Origin of the sequence: Mesorhizobium sp. WSM4904, assembly GCF_029674545.1 — a bacterium.
GTDB lineage: Bacteria > Pseudomonadota > Alphaproteobacteria > Rhizobiales > Rhizobiaceae > Mesorhizobium.
On sequence record NZ_CP121354.1, the window covers coordinates 486,791 to 503,408 of the forward strand.

Here is a 16,618-nt window from a genome sequence, read left to right on the forward strand (position 1 = left end):
GCTCAATCTCCCCCCTTGTGGGGGAGATGTCCGGCAGGACAGAGGGGGGCGCGAAGGAACTCAGCCTATCCAACTTTGCCGTCTCGCGTGGGCGATGCCGAAGCACCGGCTACCCTCACACCTTCACCAACTGCTCCACCCGCCCCTTCTCGCCGAAGATGCGCAAATAGCGTTTGATCTCCTTCTCGTCCCCCGTGGCCTTGGCCGGGTTGTCGGAGAGCTTCACCGCCGGGCGGCCATTGGCCTCGCTGACCTTGCAGACCAGCGAGATGGCGTCGAGGCTCTTGGTCTCGGTCGGCGCGCAGCCTTCGAAATCGTTGGTGAGGTTGGTGCCCCAGCCGAAGGACATGCGCACCTTGCCCCTGAAGTGACGATAGGCCTCCTCGATGGTCTCGACCTCGAGCCCGTCGGAGAAGATGAGCAGCTTCTGCTTCGGGTCCTTGCCCTTCTCGCGCCACCAGGAGAGGATCTTCTCGCCGCCTTCGATCGGCGGCGCGCTGTCGGGGCGAAAGCCGGTCCAGTCGGCGATCCAGTCCGGCGCATCGCGCAGGAACGCAGCGGTGCCGAAGGTGTCGGGCAGCACGATCAGGAGATTGCCGCCATAGTAGCGCTGCCAGTCCTGCAGCACCTTGTAAGGCGCCTGCCGCAGCTCTTCCTCGGAATTGGCGAGTGCCGCGAACACCATCGGCAGTTCATGCGCGTTGGTGCCGAGCGCCTCGAGGTCGTTGTCCATGGCCAGAAGCACGTTGGAGGTGCCGGTGAAGGCGTCGCCGATGCCTTCCTTCAGCGCCTCGACGCACCAGCGCTGCCACAGGAAAGAGTGGCGGCGGCGCGTACCGAAATCGGAAATGCGGATGCCGGGCAGCGCTTTCAGCCGCTCGGTCTTGTCCCACATCTTGGCCTTGGCGCGGGCGTAAAGCACGTCAAGCGCGAACGGACCGAAGGAGCGCAGCGCGGCGCGCGAGCGCAACTCGTTGATGATGGCTAAAGCCGGGATCTCCCAGAGCGTGGTGTACATCCAGGGACCGGGGAAGGACAGTTCGTACTGGCCGTCGCGCTTGGTGAGCTCGTAGTCGGGCAGCCGGAAATCCTCCAGCCATGCCAGGAATTCCGGCTCGAAGATCTGCTTGCGGCCATAAAAGGTGTTGCCGCCCAGCCAGATCATTTCCTTCTTGGTGAAACGCAAGGTGCGGGCGTGGTCGAGCTGCTCGCGCAATTCGCCTTCGTCGATCTCGTCGGCCAGGCGCACAGAAGCGGTGCGGTTGATCAGCGTGAAAGTGGCGTCGACCTTGGGGTACATGCCCCAGATCATCTGCAGCATCAGAAGCTTGTAGAAATCGGTGTCCAGCAGGCTGCGGACGATCGGGTCGAGCTTCCAGGTGTGGTTGTAGACGCGCCGCGCTATATCGGTCTTTGCCATACTTGCTGCCGCCTTCGCTGCTTGCTCCGAAAGGGTCGCGCCGAAACCGCCTCAGGCGACATTCTTCCGGCCTTCGTTTTAAGCCGACTGCCTCATAGCATTGAATTTTTGCAAGCGCTGCCCGCTTTGCAAGCTGGCCCGACAAAAAGAAGCGGCCTGCGGCAAGTGTCGCGATCCGAACGCGATTGATTTTTCGGATGGGCTACCGGACACTTCCGCCAGACAAGAGACAGGAGTATCCGGACATGGGTTACGATCGCGGCAAGCTTGAAGCGTTGCGCCGCAAATATGGCGAGAGCCATGGCGGCGAGATGTTCGACCCGAAATTCCGCAAGGTCGCCGACAAGATCTTTTCGAAGAGCGGCACGCGGCTCGCCCCCTATTCCGGCATCCCGACCTTCCTTGCGGCGCCCTACCGGCAGGTGGCCGCCGACAATCCGGATTTCGGCGACCTGCAGGTGGCGATGATCGGCGTGCCGATGGATCTCGGCGTCACCAACCGTCCCGGCGCGCGCTTCGGGCCACGAGCGCTGCGCGCGATCGAGCGCATCGGCCCCTACAATCACGTGCTGGAATGCGCCCCGACGCACGAGCTGCGCGTCGCCGACATCGGCGACACGCCGTTCCGCAGCCGCTACCGGCTGGAAATCAGCCACGAGGACATCGAGCGCCGCACCAACCAGATCGTCGACGCCGGCGTGCTGCCGCTTTCGGTCGGCGGCGACCACTCGATCAGCCATCCGATCCTGAAGGCGGTCGGCAAAAAGGCGCCGGTGGGCATGATCCATATCGACGCCCATTGCGACACAAGCGGGCTGTTCGACATGACCAAGTTCCACCACGGCGGACCGTTCCGCAACGCGGTGCTGGACGGCGTGCTCGATCCCACCCGCACCATCCAGATCGGCATTCGCGGTTCGGCCGAATATCTGTGGGAGTTCACCTACGAATCCGGCATGACGGTGGTCCATGCCGAGGAGGTGACCGGCCTCGGCATCCCAGCCATCATCGAGAAGGCGCGGAAAATCGTCGGCGACGGCCCGACCTACATCTCCTTCGACGTCGACAGCATCGATCCGGCCTTCGCGCCGGGCACCGGCACGCCGGAAGTCGGCGGACTGACGACGCGCGAGGTGCTCGAGCTGCTGCGCGGCCTGAAGGGCCTCAACATCGTCGGCGGCGACGTCGTCGAGGTGGCGCCGCAGTATGACGCGACCACCAACACCGCCCATGTCGGCGCGCAGGTGCTGTTCGAGATTCTCAGCCTGATGGTGTTCAGCCCGGCTCTCAAGAAGGGCTGAGGCAGGCATACAACGCGGCCGCCGGCTAGACCGGTTCACCGTTTCACGGAAACGGCGAACCGCTCTATCTTTTTGTTTTCACGCAATTCCGGGAGGAAAACCGCTTCACACTTTTCCTGGAATTGCTCTAACCGGCGGCCTTTTGCTCAATGACTGAACGACAGCGCCGGCGCGATGCGGTCGCGCCGCAGCCAGCGCGCGAGCAGGAGCGCCGCCACCACGGCCAGACCCGACGCCAGGCCGATCCAGATGCCGACGCCGTTGAAGCCGAAATGGAAGGCAAGCAGCACGCCGAGCGGCAAGCCGACGCCCCAATAGCCGATCGCGGCATAGATCATCGGCACCTTGGTGTCGTGCAGGCCGCGCAGCATGCCGGCGGCGACCGCCTGCGCGCCGTCGAAAATCTGGAACAGCGCGGCGAACACCAGGAACGACACGGCAAGCGTGATCACCCTGGCGTTACCCGGATCGGCAAGATCGATGAAGGCGCTGATCAGAAGATGCGGCCAGAGGATCATCACCAGACCCATCAGCGCCATGAAGGAGACGCCGATGACAAAGGCGGTCCAGCCGGCACGCGAGACGCCTTCCGGATTGCCGGCGCCATGCGCAAGGCCGACACGCACCGTGACCGCCTGGTTGAGGCCGAGCGGCACCATGAAGGAGATCGAGGCAATCTGGATGGCAATCGCATGAGCAGCCAGCGAATCCGCGTCGATAAGGCCCATCAGCAGCGCCGCCGCGTTGAAGATCGTCACCTCGAAGGCGAGGATGCCGGCGATCGGCAGGCCGAGCCTGAGCAGGCCGCGAAAGCGCGGCCAGTCGGAGCGCCAGAAGCGGCCGAACAGGCGATAGCGACGGAACTTCTTCTCCAGCAGCACCACGGCCGCCAAGCCGGCAAACATAAGAGTGCTGGAAAGCGAGGTTGCGAGGCCCGATCCGGCGATGCCCATGGCCGACACGCCGAGATTGCCGAACATGAACACCCAGTTGAAGAAGGCGTTGCAGGCCACGGCCACGAACACGATGATCAGCGCCCAGCCCGGCCGCTCCAGCGCCGAGATGAAGGAACGCAGCACGATATAGCCATAGAAGGGCAGCACCGCCCATTGCAGCCAGTGCAGGTAAATGCCGGCCTGATGCGCGAGATCCGGCTTCTGGCCCATGGCCAAAAGCACTTCCTCGCCGTGCCAGAGGAACAGCCAGATCGGGATCGAGACGAGGACCGCAAGCCATAGACCCTGGCGCACGGTGCGACGCAGGTCGCGCACGGAATGGCGGCGACGGCCGAGCTCGGTCGCCATCATCGGCGAGGTCGCCAGCATCAGGCCGAGACCGAAGATCAGCGGCATGAAATAGAGGTTGGAACCGAGCGCGCCGGCGGCCAGCGTGTCAGGCCCCAAACGGCCCATCATCATGACGTCGGTCGCGGTCATGGCGGTCTGGCCGAGATTGGTGAGCACCATCGGCCAGGCGAGCGCCAGCGTCGCCCTGATTTCCTGACGCCAAAGATTTTCCGGCGCGCGAGCGCCGGCTTCGATCGCAGACATTTTCCGCTCTTTCAGATCGCGGCGCGTCGGGACCAATCCCGGAAGCCGCACGCAACGGCGCAAAATGGCGCCGTTTGCGCCGTCTTGTGAACGAAATGCGACATATTGGCAAGGGAGGAGGCGCGGCCAGTCATTGATCCAGCAGGCCGGACCGGCGGCACGTTCACTTGCCGGCCGGGGGCTGCTACGGATGTCCGAAGACACACAGCCGGCGAGAGATGCCGGGAGGAATGGGATGCCGTTCAGGCGCAGAAAGAACACGGCCGCGATCCCGCGAACTGTGCCCGCCTTCGAGCACATCGTCACCGAGGCGAGCGAGAGCTTCCTGTGGCGGCTGGACGACTATCCGTGGGAACGCAACGTCTGGAATTTTCACCCCGAATACGAGATCCATCTGCTCAGGAAATCGTCAGGCGTGGTGCTGGTCGGCGACCATATCGGCGAGTTCGGGCCAGGCTATCTGACAATCGTCGGCGGCGGGCTGCCGCATGACTGGGTGACGGCGGTGCAGCCGGGCGAGCTGATCGAGGGCCGCGATATCGTGCTGCAGTTCGACCCGGAGCGGCTGCGCGGCTCGGCGGAGCTGCTGCCGGAGTTGCGCGAGCTGGAGCCGTTCCTGGAGCGCTCGCTGCGCGGCATGGCCTTCCATGGCCGCACCGCGATCGACGGCGCCGCGCTGATGGAGCGGATGGGCACCGTGCACGGGCTCACCCGCTTCCGGTTGTTCCTCGAACTGGTGGATTTGCTGGCCAAGACCGATGAATACGAGCTCTTGTCGTCACCGGATTTCTCGCCGGTGCTCGACGCCGCCTCGCTGGACATCATCCAGCGTACGCTGACCTATCTCTTCCAGCACTTCGCCGAAGATTTGAAGCTGCCGGAAGTGGCAGCACTTGCCGGGATGAGCGAAAGCACGTTTTCGCGCTTCTTCCAGAAAAACACCGGTAACAGCTTCAGCGACCACGTTGCCAAGCTGAGACTTTGGCAAGCCTGCAAGCTGCTCGCCGATACCGACATCCCGATCACCGACATCTGTTTCCAGGTCGGTTACATGAACATCTCCAACTTCAACCGCGCCTTCCTGCGCAAGCACAAGATGACGCCGTCATCCTACCGCAAGCTGTCGCGGCAGCGGCTGACACTACGGGCCTGACCAGCTTGAAATCAGCTACTCCCAACGACACTGATACTCATGTGACAGACAGACTCTGCTTGTGCCATTTTTTGCGTCGCACAATGCATAAAAGTACAGGTTTGCCGCAACAAGGCTTCTAGCCTCGTCCCGTCCAACTCCTCATTTTGGCGACGGGTGGCAGGTCGCCCGGGGGACGATGAAGGTCGTCTGGCCCGAGGACCTCCGCTTCCCGCGAATGTTCCTGGAGGAGAAAAATCAATGAAATCAAATCGGCTCGCTGCCAGCCTCGGCGCAGCGTTCGTGCTTACCGCTTCCGTATCCACCGCGGCACTCGCGCAGGCGCCGGTCTGCTCGGCACCGGTCAAGGTGCTGGCGCAGCCGCGCGACGGGCTGACGCTTCTGGAGGACTCCAAGGACGAGTTCAAGAAGCTCTCCGGCGCCGGCTTCCAGATCGATTACCTCAACGAGAATGACCGCCGCGCCAAGTCGCGCGCCGACGCCTCCACGGTCGGCAACTACAACGTCTACTATGTCGACGAGGCCAATGTCGCGCTGTTCGCCTCGTCCGGCTGGATCGCGCCGCTGGCCGACTATTATCCGGCCGAGTACGACTTCGCCGACTTCGACCCGGGCCGCCAGAAGGTGGCCACCTATGACGGCAAGGTCTGGTTCGCGCCGCTGACCGGCGGCGGCGACCTGATGGTCTACCGCAAGGACGTGCTGGAGGCCGCCGGCATCCAGCCGCCGAAGACGCTCGATGAACTTATCGCCGATGTGGCGAAGCTGAACGATCCGGACAAGGGCATGTACGGCATCGCACTGCGCGGCGCGCGCGGCTCGGGCGCCAATGTCTGGCGCTGGATGCCTTTCTTCAAAGCCTATGGCGGCAAATGGTTCGACGGCGACAAGCCGGCTTTCAATTCGGACGCGGCTGTGAAGGCGACCGAGACTTATCTCAAGCTGTTTAAGGACTCGGCCCCCGGCACGCAGACCGGCAGCTGGGATGAATCGACCGGCGCCTTCCTCTCCGGCCAGGTCGCCATCCTCGTCGAATCGACGCCGCTGTCGGGCATGGCGGTCGATCCGAAGACCTCGCAGGTGGTCGGCAAGGTCGGCTTCCTGCCGCCGCCTTCGCCGCTGCCTGGCGGTGGCTACGGTCACGGCCTCGCCATCGGCACCAAGGCCAATCCGGACGACGCCTCGAAGAAGTGCGCCGGCCTGTTCATCGCCTGGGCGACGTCGAAAGAGAACGAGAAGCGCCGGCTCGACGCGCACCAGTTCGGCGAGCTCAACCGCACCAGCATCCTCTCCAGCAAGGAATTCGCCGACATCTACGGCGCCGATCTCGGCCAGGCGCTGGCCGACACCGGCAAGGTCACGGCGGTGAACTTCTGGCAGGATCCGCGCTGGCCCGATCTCGGCGACCGCTGGGGCATCATCCTCGAGGAGCTGGTCACCGGCACCCGCACCGACATCAAGGGCGGTCTCAACGAGCTCGATGCCTATGCCGACGAGCTGGTGAAGAAGAAGTAATCCTCCCGCCCGTGGCGCGCGGTCGCCGGCATTCGTCGGAATGCCGGGACCCCGTGCGCCACGGGTTCACGCCAGCGATTCCTGATGCATCCGCGATAGCCGAGGATAGGCAATGCGCCGACGCTCTTCCCTGCCCGTCACCTTTCTCGTTCCCACATTCGTCATCCTGCTCGTGCTGTCGATGGTGCCGACGCTCTACGCCATCGTGATTGCCCTGCAGAACCGCGAATTGAGCGCGCCTGGCTATTCCTGGGTCTGGTTCTCGAACTTCGCCGACCTCTTTCTCGACCGCCGCTTCCTCAACGCCGTGTGGGTTTCGGTGAAGTGGGAGATCGTCACCGTCGTGGCGACGATGGTGGTGGCGATCGGGCTCGGCGTGCTGATGTTCGAAGTTGCCTCGCCACGCCTGCGCAACGTCTACTGCCTGCTGTTCATCATTCCGGTGCTGTTGCCGCGTGTCTCGGCGGCTTTCGTGTGGAAGTTCGCCTATCACCCGCTTTACGGCATCGCCACCTATCCCTACCGGCTGATCACCGGCGGGCTGATCTTCGACCCGCTCTCCAAGGCCTCGACAGCGCTGTTCGCCGTCGCCTCGGTCGACGTCTGGCAATGGGGCCTGTTCTTCGCCGTCATCGTGCTGAAGCTCCTGGAGACCTTGCCGCCACAGCCGATCGAGGCGGCGCGGCTCGACCATGCGAAGCGCTGGCAGATCCATGCCTACGTGACCTTGCCGATGCTCAAGGCGCCGCTGATCAGCCTGATGTTCGTCAAGATGATCGAATCGCTGCGCTCCTTCGACCTCATCTATGTGATGACGCGCGGCGGACCGGGCGTCGCGACGGAGACGCTCGACATGTACGCCTTCTCGCAGGGCTTCATCGAGTCCGGCAAGGTCTCCTATGCCTCGGCCATGGCGGTGCTGATGATGATTGCGACCGTCATCACCTTCACCTTCCTGTGGAAGCGGGTGCAGGCATGAGGCCATATCCGATACGACCGGGCCGCCTGATCGCCAAGGCCATCCTGGCGCTGGCAGGATTCCTGGCAGTGTTCCCGCTTGTCTGGACGGCGCTCAACGCGCTGAAGAACAATGTCGACATCATCACGCGGGTTCCGCGCCTGGTGTTCACGCCGACGCTTGCCAACATCGGTTACATCCTCGGCCGCGACAGCGTGCTGACCGGGCTCTACAACTCCGTCGTCGCCTGCGGCTCGGCCGTGCTGATCGGCGTCGCGCTCGGCCTACCGGCGGCCTATGCGGTGGCGCGCTATCCCAACCGCTTCGCCGGCGACATCCAGTTCTTCGTGCTGTCGCTGCGCTTCCTGCCGCCGGTGGCGGTGGCCATCCCGTTGATGGTGATCTGGCTTCAGGTCGGTCTCTACGACACTTTGCCGGCGCTCATCGTCACCTATTCGCTGCTCACCATCTCGGTGATCATGTGGCTGGCGATCCCCGCCTTCCAGGGTGTGCCCAAGGAGATCGAGGAAGCGGCCTTCGTGGATGGCTATGGTGCCTACTCGGTGTTCTGGCGGATTGCGCTTCCCGTCGCGGCGCGCTCGCTCGCCGGCGCCATCGCCTTCAGCTTCGTGCTGGTGTGGAACGAGTTCCTGATCGCGCTGATGCTGTCGAGTTCCAACGCCAAGACCCTGCCGATCGTCGCCTCCGAGCTGTCGCAGCAAGGCATGAACGTGCCGTGGGGCATCCTCAACGCTTCGGTCGTGCTTCTGTCGCTGCCGCCGCTGCTGTTCCTCGGCGTGCTGAGCGGCTTCCTGAATTCTGTTTTCCGGCAAAAGAAAAGTTGATGCGAGGATTACCCGATGCGGGCACTGGTGCTTGAGAAAAAAGGCGAACTGTCGCTGCGCGAGATCGCGCTGCCGCTCGACGTCGGGCCGGACGACGTCAGGATCGCCATCCACACGGTCGGCGTCTGCGGCAGCGATGTGCATTACTACACGCATGGCGCGATCGGCAGCTATATCGTGCGCGAGCCGATGGTGCTCGGCCACGAGGCGTCGGGAACGATCGTCGAGATCGGCGCCAATGTCACTAGCCTGAAGGTCGGCGACCGCGTCTGCATGGAGCCCGGCGTGCCGAACCTGTCGTCACGCGCGACGAAGCTCGGCATCTACAATGTCGACCCTGACGTGCGCTTCTGGGCAACGCCGCCGGTGCATGGGGTGCTTGCCCCTTATGCCGTGCATCCGGCGGCCTTCACCTACAAGCTGCCGGACAATGTGTCCTTCGCCGAGGGTGCGATGGTCGAGCCCTTCGCCATCGGCATGCAGGCGGCCGCACGGGCACGCATCGTTCCGGGCGATGTCGCCGTCGTCGTCGGCTGTGGTCCGATCGGCATCATGATTGCGTTGGCCGCGCTGGCGGGCGGCTGCTCCAAGGTTCTGATTTCCGACTTCTCCGCGCCCAAGCTCAAGATCGCGGGCCAGTATCCCGGCATCGCACCGGTCAATATCGGCGAGGAGTCGCTGACCGACAGGGTGCGGGCAGCGACCGATGGCTGGGGGGCCGACATCGTGTTCGAGGCGAGCGGCAGCCCGAAGGCCTTCGCCAATCTGTTCGATCTCGTGAGGCCCGGCGGCGCGCTGGTGCTGGTCGGACTGCCGGTCGAACCGGTCAGCCTCGACGTGCCGGCGGCGATTTCCAAGGAAGTGCGCATCGAGACGGTGTTCCGCTACGCCAACATCTTCGATCGCGCCCTGCAGCTCATTGCTTCCGGCAAGGTCGACCTCAAGCCGCTGATCACCGGCACTTATGATTTTCCAGACAGCATCAAGGCATTCGAGCGGGCGGCGCAGGGCAACCCGCAGGACGTCAAGCTGCAGATCCTGCTCACCGGCGAGAAGGGCTGACCCATGTCCGCGATTACCTGCTCCCATGTCGACAAGGCCTATGGCGGCACGACCGTCATCCGCGACCTCAACCTTGCGATCGAGGAGCACGAATTCGTCGTGTTCCTGGGGCCTTCCGGCTGCGGCAAGTCCACCCTGCTGCGGATGCTGGCCGGCCTGGAAGACATCAGCGGCGGCGAGGTGTCGATCGGCGGCAAGGTGGTGAACGACCTCGAGCCCGGCGACCGCGGTATCGCCATGGTGTTCCAGAACTATGCGCTCTATCCGCATATGACGATCTTCGACAACATCGCCTTCGGCTTACGACGGCAGAAGGTGTCGGCGGCCGATATCCAGAAGCGGGTCGAGGCAGTGTCCAAAACGCTCGGGCTGGAACCCTATCTCGGGCGCAAGCCGACCGAACTCTCCGGCGGCCAGCAGCAGCGGGTGGCGATCGCGCGCGCCATGATCAAGACGCCGAAGGTGTTCCTGTTCGACGAGCCGCTGTCCAACCTCGACGCCAAGCTGCGCAATCATATGCGCGTCGAGATCGCCCGCCTGCACCAATCGCTGAAGACGACCACCGTCTATGTCACGCATGACCAGCTCGAAGCGATGACGCTTGCCGACCGCATCGTGCTGCTCAAGGACGGCGTGATCGAGCAGATCGGCTCGCCCGCGGAAATCTATCGCTGCCCCGGCAACATGTTCGTGGCCGGTTTCATCGGCACGCCGACCATGAATTTCATCGAGGTGACGGTCGAACGCAGCCGAACCGGCTGGGTGCTGACCGGCGCCGGAACGGTGCTTGGAGTGGACGGTTCGGGTTTCCATCTGAACCATGGCGATCGCGCCGTGCTCGGCATCCGGCCGCCCGACCTGAAGACGGCGGGTGCCGGCGCCGGCAATGCATTGCAAGGCACGGCCGACCTCATCGAATTCCACGGCAATGACGCGCTGGTGACGTTCGGCTCCGGCGGCAAGGAGATCAGCGCGCTGGTTCCGGCCCGCGAATGCCCGGACCTGCGCGCGCCCGTCCGCTACACGTTCGAGGAGGAGAGCATCCACCTCTTCAACGCATCGACAGGCGCGTCGCTGCGCACGCAATAGCTCGAAGGTCTATCGTATCGCGTCGAGCGCCTGGCGCTGGCGGTGCATTTCGAGGAAGATCCGGTAGTCGCGGTCGAAGCGGGCGCCGGCGGCCGGGTTCGAGTGACGCGTCCTGCCGCCCTGCTGCATGGCAACGCAGGCGGCGTTGAGGTCGGGGTAAAGCCCGGCGGCGGTCGCCGCCACCATGCCGGTGCCAAGCAGCACCGCCTCGTCGGCCAGCGGCTCGATGACGGTGCAGCCGGTGGCGTCGGCATAGAGCTCCATCAAGAGCGGGTTCTTGGTGTGGCCGCCGGTGACGTGCAGCGTGTCAATCAGATAGCCGTTCTCGTTCAGGGCCTCCAGCACATGGCGCACGCCGAGCGCGATGCCGACGGCGGTGCGCCAGTAGAGCTTGCACAGACTGTCGAAGGAGGAATCGAGCGTCAGCCCGCTGACGACGCCGACCGCGTGCGGGTCGGCGAGCGGCGAGCGGTTGCCGTGGAAATCCGGCAGGACATGCAGCCGCGCCGCCAGCGCGTCGCCCTCCGCGGCGCGCAGCTCGGCGACGCGCCTGGCGATCCTGGCATGCATGGCCGCATCCGGCTCGCCGCCGGCGCCATGCCAGCGGATGATGTGGTCGAGCAGCGCGCCGGTGGCCGACTGGCCGCCTTCCGACAGCCATAGCTTCGGTAACGCCGCGCCATAATAGGGGCCCCAGACGCCGGCAAAGGGTTGCGGATCCCGCGACATCGCCATGACGCAGGACGAGGTGCCGGCAATCAGCGCCAGATGCCGGCTGATATCCGTCTCGTCGCCGGCAAAGCCGCCGAGAACGCCGAGCGCGCCCGCATAGGCGTCAATGACGCCGGCGCCGACGCGGCATTTTTCGGTCAGGCCGAGATCGGCAGCCGCTTGCGCCGTCAGCGAGCCGATATCGGCGCCGACCGGGCTTGCCTTTTCCGGAAGATTGCCTTGCTCGAAGAGATCGCCGAGGCCGACGAGCTTGAAGAAATCGCGCCGCCAGCTTGTCTCCTCATGCGCCAGATAGGTCCATTTGGCCGTCAGCGTGCATTGCGAGCGGGCGAGCGAGCCGGTTGCCTTCCAGGTCAGGAAATCGGCGAGATCGAACAGATAGCCGGCTTCGTTCCACGTTCCGGGTAGATAGCGCTTCAGCCACATCAGCTTCGGCGTTTCCATTTCCGGCGACATCACACCGCCGATATAGTCGAGCACGGCATGGCCGCTTCTGGTGCATTCGTCGGCCTCGGCGATGGCGCGATGATCGAGCCAGACGATGGTGTCCCAGCGTTTCTCGCCGGTGACCGAGACGCTGAGCTGGCCGCCTTGCCTGTCGCGCACGACAAGCGAGCAGGTGGCGTCGAAGGAAATGCCGACGATATCCGCCGCGACGACGCCTGCCTTTTCACGCGCGGCGCGCACGGCGGCGCAGACGGCCGACCAGATGTTTTCCGAATCATGCTCGGCGTGATCGGGCCTGGGCTGGTGCATGGCGATCGGCCGCTCGGCGCGGCCGAGCAGATTGCCGTCGGAGTCGAGAATGCCCGCGCGAGCGCTCCCGGTGCCGACATCGACCGCGCAAACGAAACTCGTCGTCAAGATGCTTCTACTCTCGCTCCCAGGCCTGCAATCAGATCGGGCAATTGCAGCATGTCAGCGAATATAAAGTCCGGTTCACTTGACGCAAGCCGCGCCTTCAGCGCGGGGTTGTCAGCGTGCGATCCGCCGGTGAAGGCAAAGACGCGCATGCCCGCCGCCCGCGCCGCGGCGACGCCGGCCGGGCTGTCCTCGATGACCAGGCATTTGCGCGGATGCGCCCGCATGCTGGCGGCGGCGTGGAGGAACAGGTCCGGCGCCGGCTTGCCGCGCGCGACCATGGCGGCGCTGAAGAGATGCGGCTCCAGCAGGGCCAGAAGGCCGGTGACGTCGAGCGCGTAGCGGATGCGCTCCAGCGTGCCGGAAGAGGCTACGCAATAAGGCAATCCCAGCCTCGGCAGGATCTCCTTGATGCCGGGGATCGGCTTCAGCTCTTCGCGGAACTTGCGCATCAGGTCGACGCGCATGGCGGTGAGATGCTGGTCGCTGATCTCCAGGCGGAACTCGCGGCCGAGGATCTCGCGCACGCTCTTCATGCTCTTGCCGAGGAAATGCTCATAGGCGGCGTCCTCGCTGACGGTGCCGCCGGCAAGCTCGATCATGCCGAGAAGCGCCGAGACCGAGAGCGCCTCGCTGTCGACCAGGACGCCGTCACAGTCGAAGATGACCAGCTCGGGCGTCATGCCAGCTGCTTCCAGTGGCCTCAGAGCTTGCCGGCGAGGTAGCGCGTCAAGGTTTCGCGCGCACCGTTCGCCCACAGCACGTTGAGCGCATGGGCAAAGGCTTGCGCGAAAACGGGCGAGCGGCCGACATCGCCATAGATGTCGTCCATGGCAAGCCAGGCGCCGGGCGTGTCCTTCGCGGCCTTCGCGGTCGCCTGCATCCGATCCCAGTTCGGATCGTTCGGCTCGATGACGGCGCCGCTGTCGGTGGTGCCGAAGCAGTAGCGGCACCAGAGTGCTGACTCCAGCGCGAGACCCGCCACGCCTTTGCCCGCCTTCAGCCGGTCGGCGATGGTCGGGATGATGAATTTCGGCTGCCGGTTGGAGCCATCGAGGCAGAGCCGGCGGATGGTGTCGCCGATCTTGGGGTTGGAGAAGCGGCGCTCGATGAGCTGGTAGTAATCCTCGAGCACCGTGTCCGGCACCGGCGGCACGGTCGGGATGATCTCGTCGCGCTCCAGCTTGGCGAGGAAGCCGCGCACCAGCGGCTCCTGCATCGCCTCATGGACGAAATGGATCTCCATCAACCCGGCCGGATAGGCGATGGTGGCGTGGCCGCCGTTGAGAATGCGGATCTTCATCAGCTCGTAAGGCGAGACATCCTTGACGAACTGCACGCCGGCCTTTTCCAGTGGAGGCCGGCCGGCGGTGAAATGATCCTCCAGCACCCATTGCTTGAACGGCTCGCAGAAGACCGGCCAGTTGTCTTCCAGCCCGAAATCATTGGCCAGGATACCGCGCTCTCGGTCGGTGGTGGCCGGCGTGATGCGGTCGACCATGCCGTTCGGGAAGGCGACGTTGTCCCTCACCCAACCGGCCAGATTCTCATCGATCAGCCGGGCCAGGCCTATGACGCCGTCTGAGGTGACGTGACCATTGTGGGGGATGTTGTCGCAGGACATGACGGTGAACGGCACGATGCCGTCGGCGCGCCGGCGCACCAGACCGGCAAGGATGATGCCGAAGACCGTTTTCGGCGCGGCCCCCGGCTGAGCGTCGGCGACGATATCGGGATGCGCCGGGTTGAACTTGCCCGAGGCAGGGTCGATGAAATAGCCGCCTTCGGTGATGGTCAACGACACGATCTTGATCGCCGGATCGGCGAGCTGCTCGATGATCGCGGCAGCATCGCCCGGCATCAGGAAATCGACCATCGCGCCGGTGACGCGGGCGCTCATATGGCCTTGGTCCTGCTCCACCACGGTGGTCAGCCAATCCTGCTCCTGAAGCCTGGCGCGGCCGGCCTTCTCGCCCTCGAACACGCCGGCACCGATCAGCGCCCAGTCATGGCCGAGCCCGGAATTGAACAGGTCGTCGAGATAGACGGCCTGGTGCGAGCGGTGGAAGTTGCCGACGCCGAAATGAACGATGCCGGCTTTCAGGGAGGAGCGGTCGTATTTCGGGCCGGAAACCTTCGAGGGAAGCGTTGCGAGGTTCGAGGAAGAGAGTTTCACTGTCATCTTACTTACCCTTCGGCCGATATGCAGCCCAACAATTCCGCCTCGTTCGGGAGAGCGGTGAGGGGCAGCGCTTGTTTTTGCGGTCCCGCCCCTCACCTGCCCCTCGGCGCGTCCTCCCCGGAGGACGGGAGGCGCGCCTTCCCCCTCAACTCATCCCCATCAACTCATCCATTGACCGCCGTCGACGTTGTAGGTCTGGGCGACAATGTATTCGGCCTCGTCGCTGGCAAGGAAAACCGCCATGCCGGTCAGGTCTTCCGCTCGGCCCATGCGGCCATAGGGCACGCTTTCGCCAACCAGCCGCTTCTTCTCGCCTTTCGGCCGGTTCTCGTATTTGGCGAACAGCGAATCGACGTGATCCCAGTGCTCGCCGTCGACGACGCCGGGCGCGATGGCGTTGACGTTGATGCGGTGCTTGATCAGGTCGAGCCCGGCCGACTGGGTCAGCGAGATGACGGCAGCCTTGGTGGCGCAATAGACCGCGACCAGCGGCTCGCCGCGACGCCCGGCCTGACTCGCCATATTGATGATCCTGCCGCCTTTGCCACGCGCGATCATCGAGCGGGCGGCCGCCTGCAGCATGAACAGCGTGCCGGCGACGTTAACAGAGAACAGTCTGTCGTAGCTCGCGCGGCTGATCTCGACGATCGGCGCCAGGTCGAACAGCGCGGCATTGTTGATCAGGATGTCGAGACCGCCGGCCTTGGCCTCGACCGCCTTCACGGCGGCCTCGATCGAGGACGGGTCGGTGACGTCAAGCCGGATCGCGTAAGCGGCAGAGCCGATATCCTTCGCGGTCGCTTCGGCCGCTTCGAGGTTGATGTCGGCGATCGCTACCGCGGCGCCTTCGCGCGCATAGGCTTCGGCGAAGGCCCGGCCGATGCCGCGCGCCGATCCGGTGATCAGCGCCGATTTGCCCTTCAGCCTCACTTTGCCGTCCTCACTGGGCCAGCGCCTTGCCGTCGGCGCCGAAGCGATGGAGCTTCGTCTTGTCCGGCGTCAGATAGACGGTGTCGCCATGCTTGACCGCGACCTCGCCGTCGGCGCGGACATTGATCGTGCCGATGCCGTCCGTCTGGACATGCAGGAAGGTGTCGGAGCCGAGATGCTCGGCAACGCCCACCGTCGCCTTCCAGTCGCCGGCCGTGGTCGAGATGTTGATGTGCTCGGGCCGGATGCCGATGGTCTTGGCGCCGTATTTGTCGGCCGGCGCGCCTTCGATGAGGTTCATCTTGGGCGAGCCGATGAAGCCGGCAACGAAGAGGTTCTTCGGCGTGCGGTAGAGCTCCATGGGCGAGCCGACCTGCTCGATATTGCCGGCGTTGAGCACGACGATCTTGTCGGCCATGGTCATGGCCTCGACCTGGTCGTGGGTGACGTAGATCATCGTCGTCTTGAGCTGATGGTGCAGCTCGCTGATCTCCAGCCGCATGGTGCCGCGCAGCGCTGCATCGAGGTTGGACAGCGGCTCGTCGAACAGGAAGGCCGAAGGCTGGCGCACGATGGCGCGGCCGATGGCGACGCGCTGGCGCTGGCCGCCGGAGAGCTGGCCCGGACGACGCTCGAGATAGTTGGTGAGGTTCAGCACTCGCGCTGCGTCCTTCACCTTCTTGTCGATGGTCGCCTGGTCCTCGCCCGCCATCTTCAGCGGGAAGGCGATGTTCTTGGCGACCGTCATATGCGGGTAGAGCGCATAGGACTGGAAGACCATGGCAAGCTTGCGCTTGGCCGGCGCCTCCTGGGTCACGTCGCGGCCGTCGATGCTGATGGTGCCGCCGCTGGTGTCCTCCAGCCCGGCGATCAGCCTGAGCAGCGTGGACTTGCCGCAACCCGACGGGCCGACGAACACGACGAACTCGCCGTCCTCGATATTGAGGTCGATGTTCGGAATTATCGTCGTCGACCCGAACGACTTGGAGACGTTCTTGAGCGTGATGTTTCCCATGGTTT

14 protein-coding genes are annotated in these 16,618 nt (G+C 64.5%); 7 read left to right on the forward strand and 7 right to left on the reverse strand.

What is annotated here, in order from left to right; translation table 11 throughout:
- Nucleotides 1-115: 115 nt before the first annotated feature.
- Nucleotides 116-1,420 carry a nicotinate phosphoribosyltransferase gene (gene pncB, locus QAZ47_RS02205; protein ID WP_278232356.1) on the reverse strand — a complete coding sequence of 435 codons (1,305 nt, stop codon included), beginning with the start codon at nt 1,418-1,420 and terminating at the stop codon, nt 116-118.
- A gap of 245 nt (nt 1,421-1,665) precedes the next feature.
- On the opposite strand from pncB, the gene speB reads away from it, so the two are divergent.
- Nucleotides 1,666-2,721 carry an agmatinase gene (speB, locus tag QAZ47_RS02210; RefSeq protein WP_278232357.1) on the forward strand — a complete coding sequence of 352 codons (1,056 nt, stop codon included), beginning with the start codon at nt 1,666-1,668 and terminating at the stop codon, nt 2,719-2,721.
- Between the two features lie 146 nt (nt 2,722-2,867).
- Here the strand turns inward: speB and QAZ47_RS02215 are convergent, their stop codons facing one another.
- On the reverse strand, nt 2,868-4,271 hold the full coding sequence (locus QAZ47_RS02215) for an MATE family efflux transporter (RefSeq protein WP_278232358.1): 1,404 nt from the start codon (nt 4,269-4,271) through the stop codon (nt 2,868-2,870).
- 235 nt (nt 4,272-4,506) lie between these two features.
- Here QAZ47_RS02215 and QAZ47_RS02220 point away from each other — a divergent pair, with 235 nt between their 5' ends.
- The 6 genes from QAZ47_RS02220 (at nt 4,507) to ugpC (ending at nt 10,893) form a co-directional block, all read left to right on the forward strand.
- Entirely contained in the window at nt 4,507-5,424 is a 918-nt protein-coding gene (locus QAZ47_RS02220; protein ID WP_278205358.1) for an AraC family transcriptional regulator, read from the forward strand.
- 240 nt (nt 5,425-5,664) lie between these two features.
- Complete coding sequence (locus QAZ47_RS02225) at nt 5,665-6,939, forward strand: extracellular solute-binding protein (protein ID WP_278232359.1); 1,275 nt, start codon at nt 5,665-5,667, stop codon at nt 6,937-6,939.
- A gap of 112 nt (nt 6,940-7,051) precedes the next feature.
- The gene (locus QAZ47_RS02230; RefSeq protein ID WP_278232360.1) at nt 7,052-7,918 is read left to right on the forward strand and encodes a sugar ABC transporter permease; all 867 of its coding nucleotides are present in this window, start codon (nt 7,052-7,054) and stop codon (nt 7,916-7,918) included.
- A complete protein-coding gene (locus QAZ47_RS02235; RefSeq protein WP_278205362.1) occupies nt 7,915-8,742 on the forward strand; it encodes a carbohydrate ABC transporter permease in 828 nt (275 codons plus the stop codon). Before QAZ47_RS02230 ends, QAZ47_RS02235 begins: the two co-directional genes overlap by 4 nt.
- A gap of 15 nt (nt 8,743-8,757) precedes the next feature.
- Nucleotides 8,758-9,804, forward strand: a complete 1,047-nt coding sequence (locus tag QAZ47_RS02240; RefSeq protein WP_278232361.1) for an NAD(P)-dependent alcohol dehydrogenase — start codon at nt 8,758-8,760, stop codon at nt 9,802-9,804.
- Nucleotides 9,805-9,807: 3 nt separating this feature from the next.
- Nucleotides 9,808-10,893 (forward strand): sn-glycerol-3-phosphate ABC transporter ATP-binding protein UgpC, encoded by a 1,086-nt coding sequence (gene ugpC / locus QAZ47_RS02245; RefSeq protein ID WP_278232362.1) that lies wholly within the window; start codon nt 9,808-9,810, stop codon nt 10,891-10,893.
- A 9-nt stretch (nt 10,894-10,902) separates the two neighbouring features.
- Here the strand turns inward: ugpC and QAZ47_RS02250 are convergent, their stop codons facing one another.
- The 5 genes from QAZ47_RS02250 to QAZ47_RS02270 form a co-directional block, all read right to left on the reverse strand.
- Nucleotides 10,903-12,489, reverse strand: coding sequence for an FGGY-family carbohydrate kinase (locus tag QAZ47_RS02250; RefSeq protein WP_278232363.1), 1,587 nt, complete (start codon nt 12,487-12,489; stop codon nt 10,903-10,905).
- A complete protein-coding gene (locus QAZ47_RS02255; protein WP_278232364.1) occupies nt 12,486-13,169 on the reverse strand; it encodes an HAD family hydrolase in 684 nt (227 codons plus the stop codon). Before QAZ47_RS02255 ends, QAZ47_RS02250 begins: the two co-directional genes overlap by 4 nt.
- Nucleotides 13,170-13,189: 20 nt before the next feature.
- A complete protein-coding gene (locus QAZ47_RS02260; protein WP_278232365.1) occupies nt 13,190-14,668 on the reverse strand; it encodes a mannitol dehydrogenase family protein in 1,479 nt (492 codons plus the stop codon).
- Between the two features lie 159 nt (nt 14,669-14,827).
- Nucleotides 14,828-15,598 (reverse strand): L-iditol 2-dehydrogenase, encoded by a 771-nt coding sequence (locus QAZ47_RS02265; protein ID WP_278232366.1) that lies wholly within the window; start codon nt 15,596-15,598, stop codon nt 14,828-14,830.
- A gap of 10 nt (nt 15,599-15,608) precedes the next feature.
- The gene (locus QAZ47_RS02270) at nt 15,609-16,613 is read right to left on the reverse strand and encodes an ABC transporter ATP-binding protein (RefSeq protein WP_127859500.1); all 1,005 of its coding nucleotides are present in this window, start codon (nt 16,611-16,613) and stop codon (nt 15,609-15,611) included.
- Nucleotides 16,614-16,618 lie beyond the last annotated feature (5 nt).

Excerpts from the sequence above, each read along its gene's own strand:
- QAZ47_RS02255 (WP_278232364.1), bottom strand. The coding sequence starts at position 13,169 with ATGACGCCCGAGCTGGTCATCTTCGACTGTGACGGCGTCCTGGTCGAC.
- QAZ47_RS02230 (WP_278232360.1), top strand. The coding sequence starts at position 7,052 with ATGCGCCGACGCTCTTCCCTGCCCGTCACCTTTCTCGTTCCCACATTC.
- ugpC (WP_278232362.1), top strand. The coding sequence starts at position 9,808 with ATGTCCGCGATTACCTGCTCCCATGTCGACAAGGCCTATGGCGGCACG.
- QAZ47_RS02215 (WP_278232358.1), bottom strand. The coding sequence starts at position 4,271 with ATGTCTGCGATCGAAGCCGGCGCTCGCGCGCCGGAAAATCTTTGGCGT.
- speB (WP_278232357.1), top strand. The coding sequence starts at position 1,666 with ATGGGTTACGATCGCGGCAAGCTTGAAGCGTTGCGCCGCAAATATGGC.
- QAZ47_RS02225 (WP_278232359.1), top strand. The coding sequence starts at position 5,665 with ATGAAATCAAATCGGCTCGCTGCCAGCCTCGGCGCAGCGTTCGTGCTT.
- QAZ47_RS02235 (WP_278205362.1), top strand. The coding sequence starts at position 7,915 with ATGAGGCCATATCCGATACGACCGGGCCGCCTGATCGCCAAGGCCATC.
- QAZ47_RS02220 (WP_278205358.1), top strand. The coding sequence starts at position 4,507 with ATGCCGTTCAGGCGCAGAAAGAACACGGCCGCGATCCCGCGAACTGTG.
- QAZ47_RS02240 (WP_278232361.1), top strand. The coding sequence starts at position 8,758 with ATGCGGGCACTGGTGCTTGAGAAAAAAGGCGAACTGTCGCTGCGCGAG.
- QAZ47_RS02260 (WP_278232365.1), bottom strand. The coding sequence starts at position 14,668 with ATGACAGTGAAACTCTCTTCCTCGAACCTCGCAACGCTTCCCTCGAAG.
- pncB (WP_278232356.1), bottom strand. The coding sequence starts at position 1,420 with ATGGCAAAGACCGATATAGCGCGGCGCGTCTACAACCACACCTGGAAG.
- QAZ47_RS02270 (WP_127859500.1), bottom strand. The coding sequence starts at position 16,613 with ATGGGAAACATCACGCTCAAGAACGTCTCCAAGTCGTTCGGGTCGACG.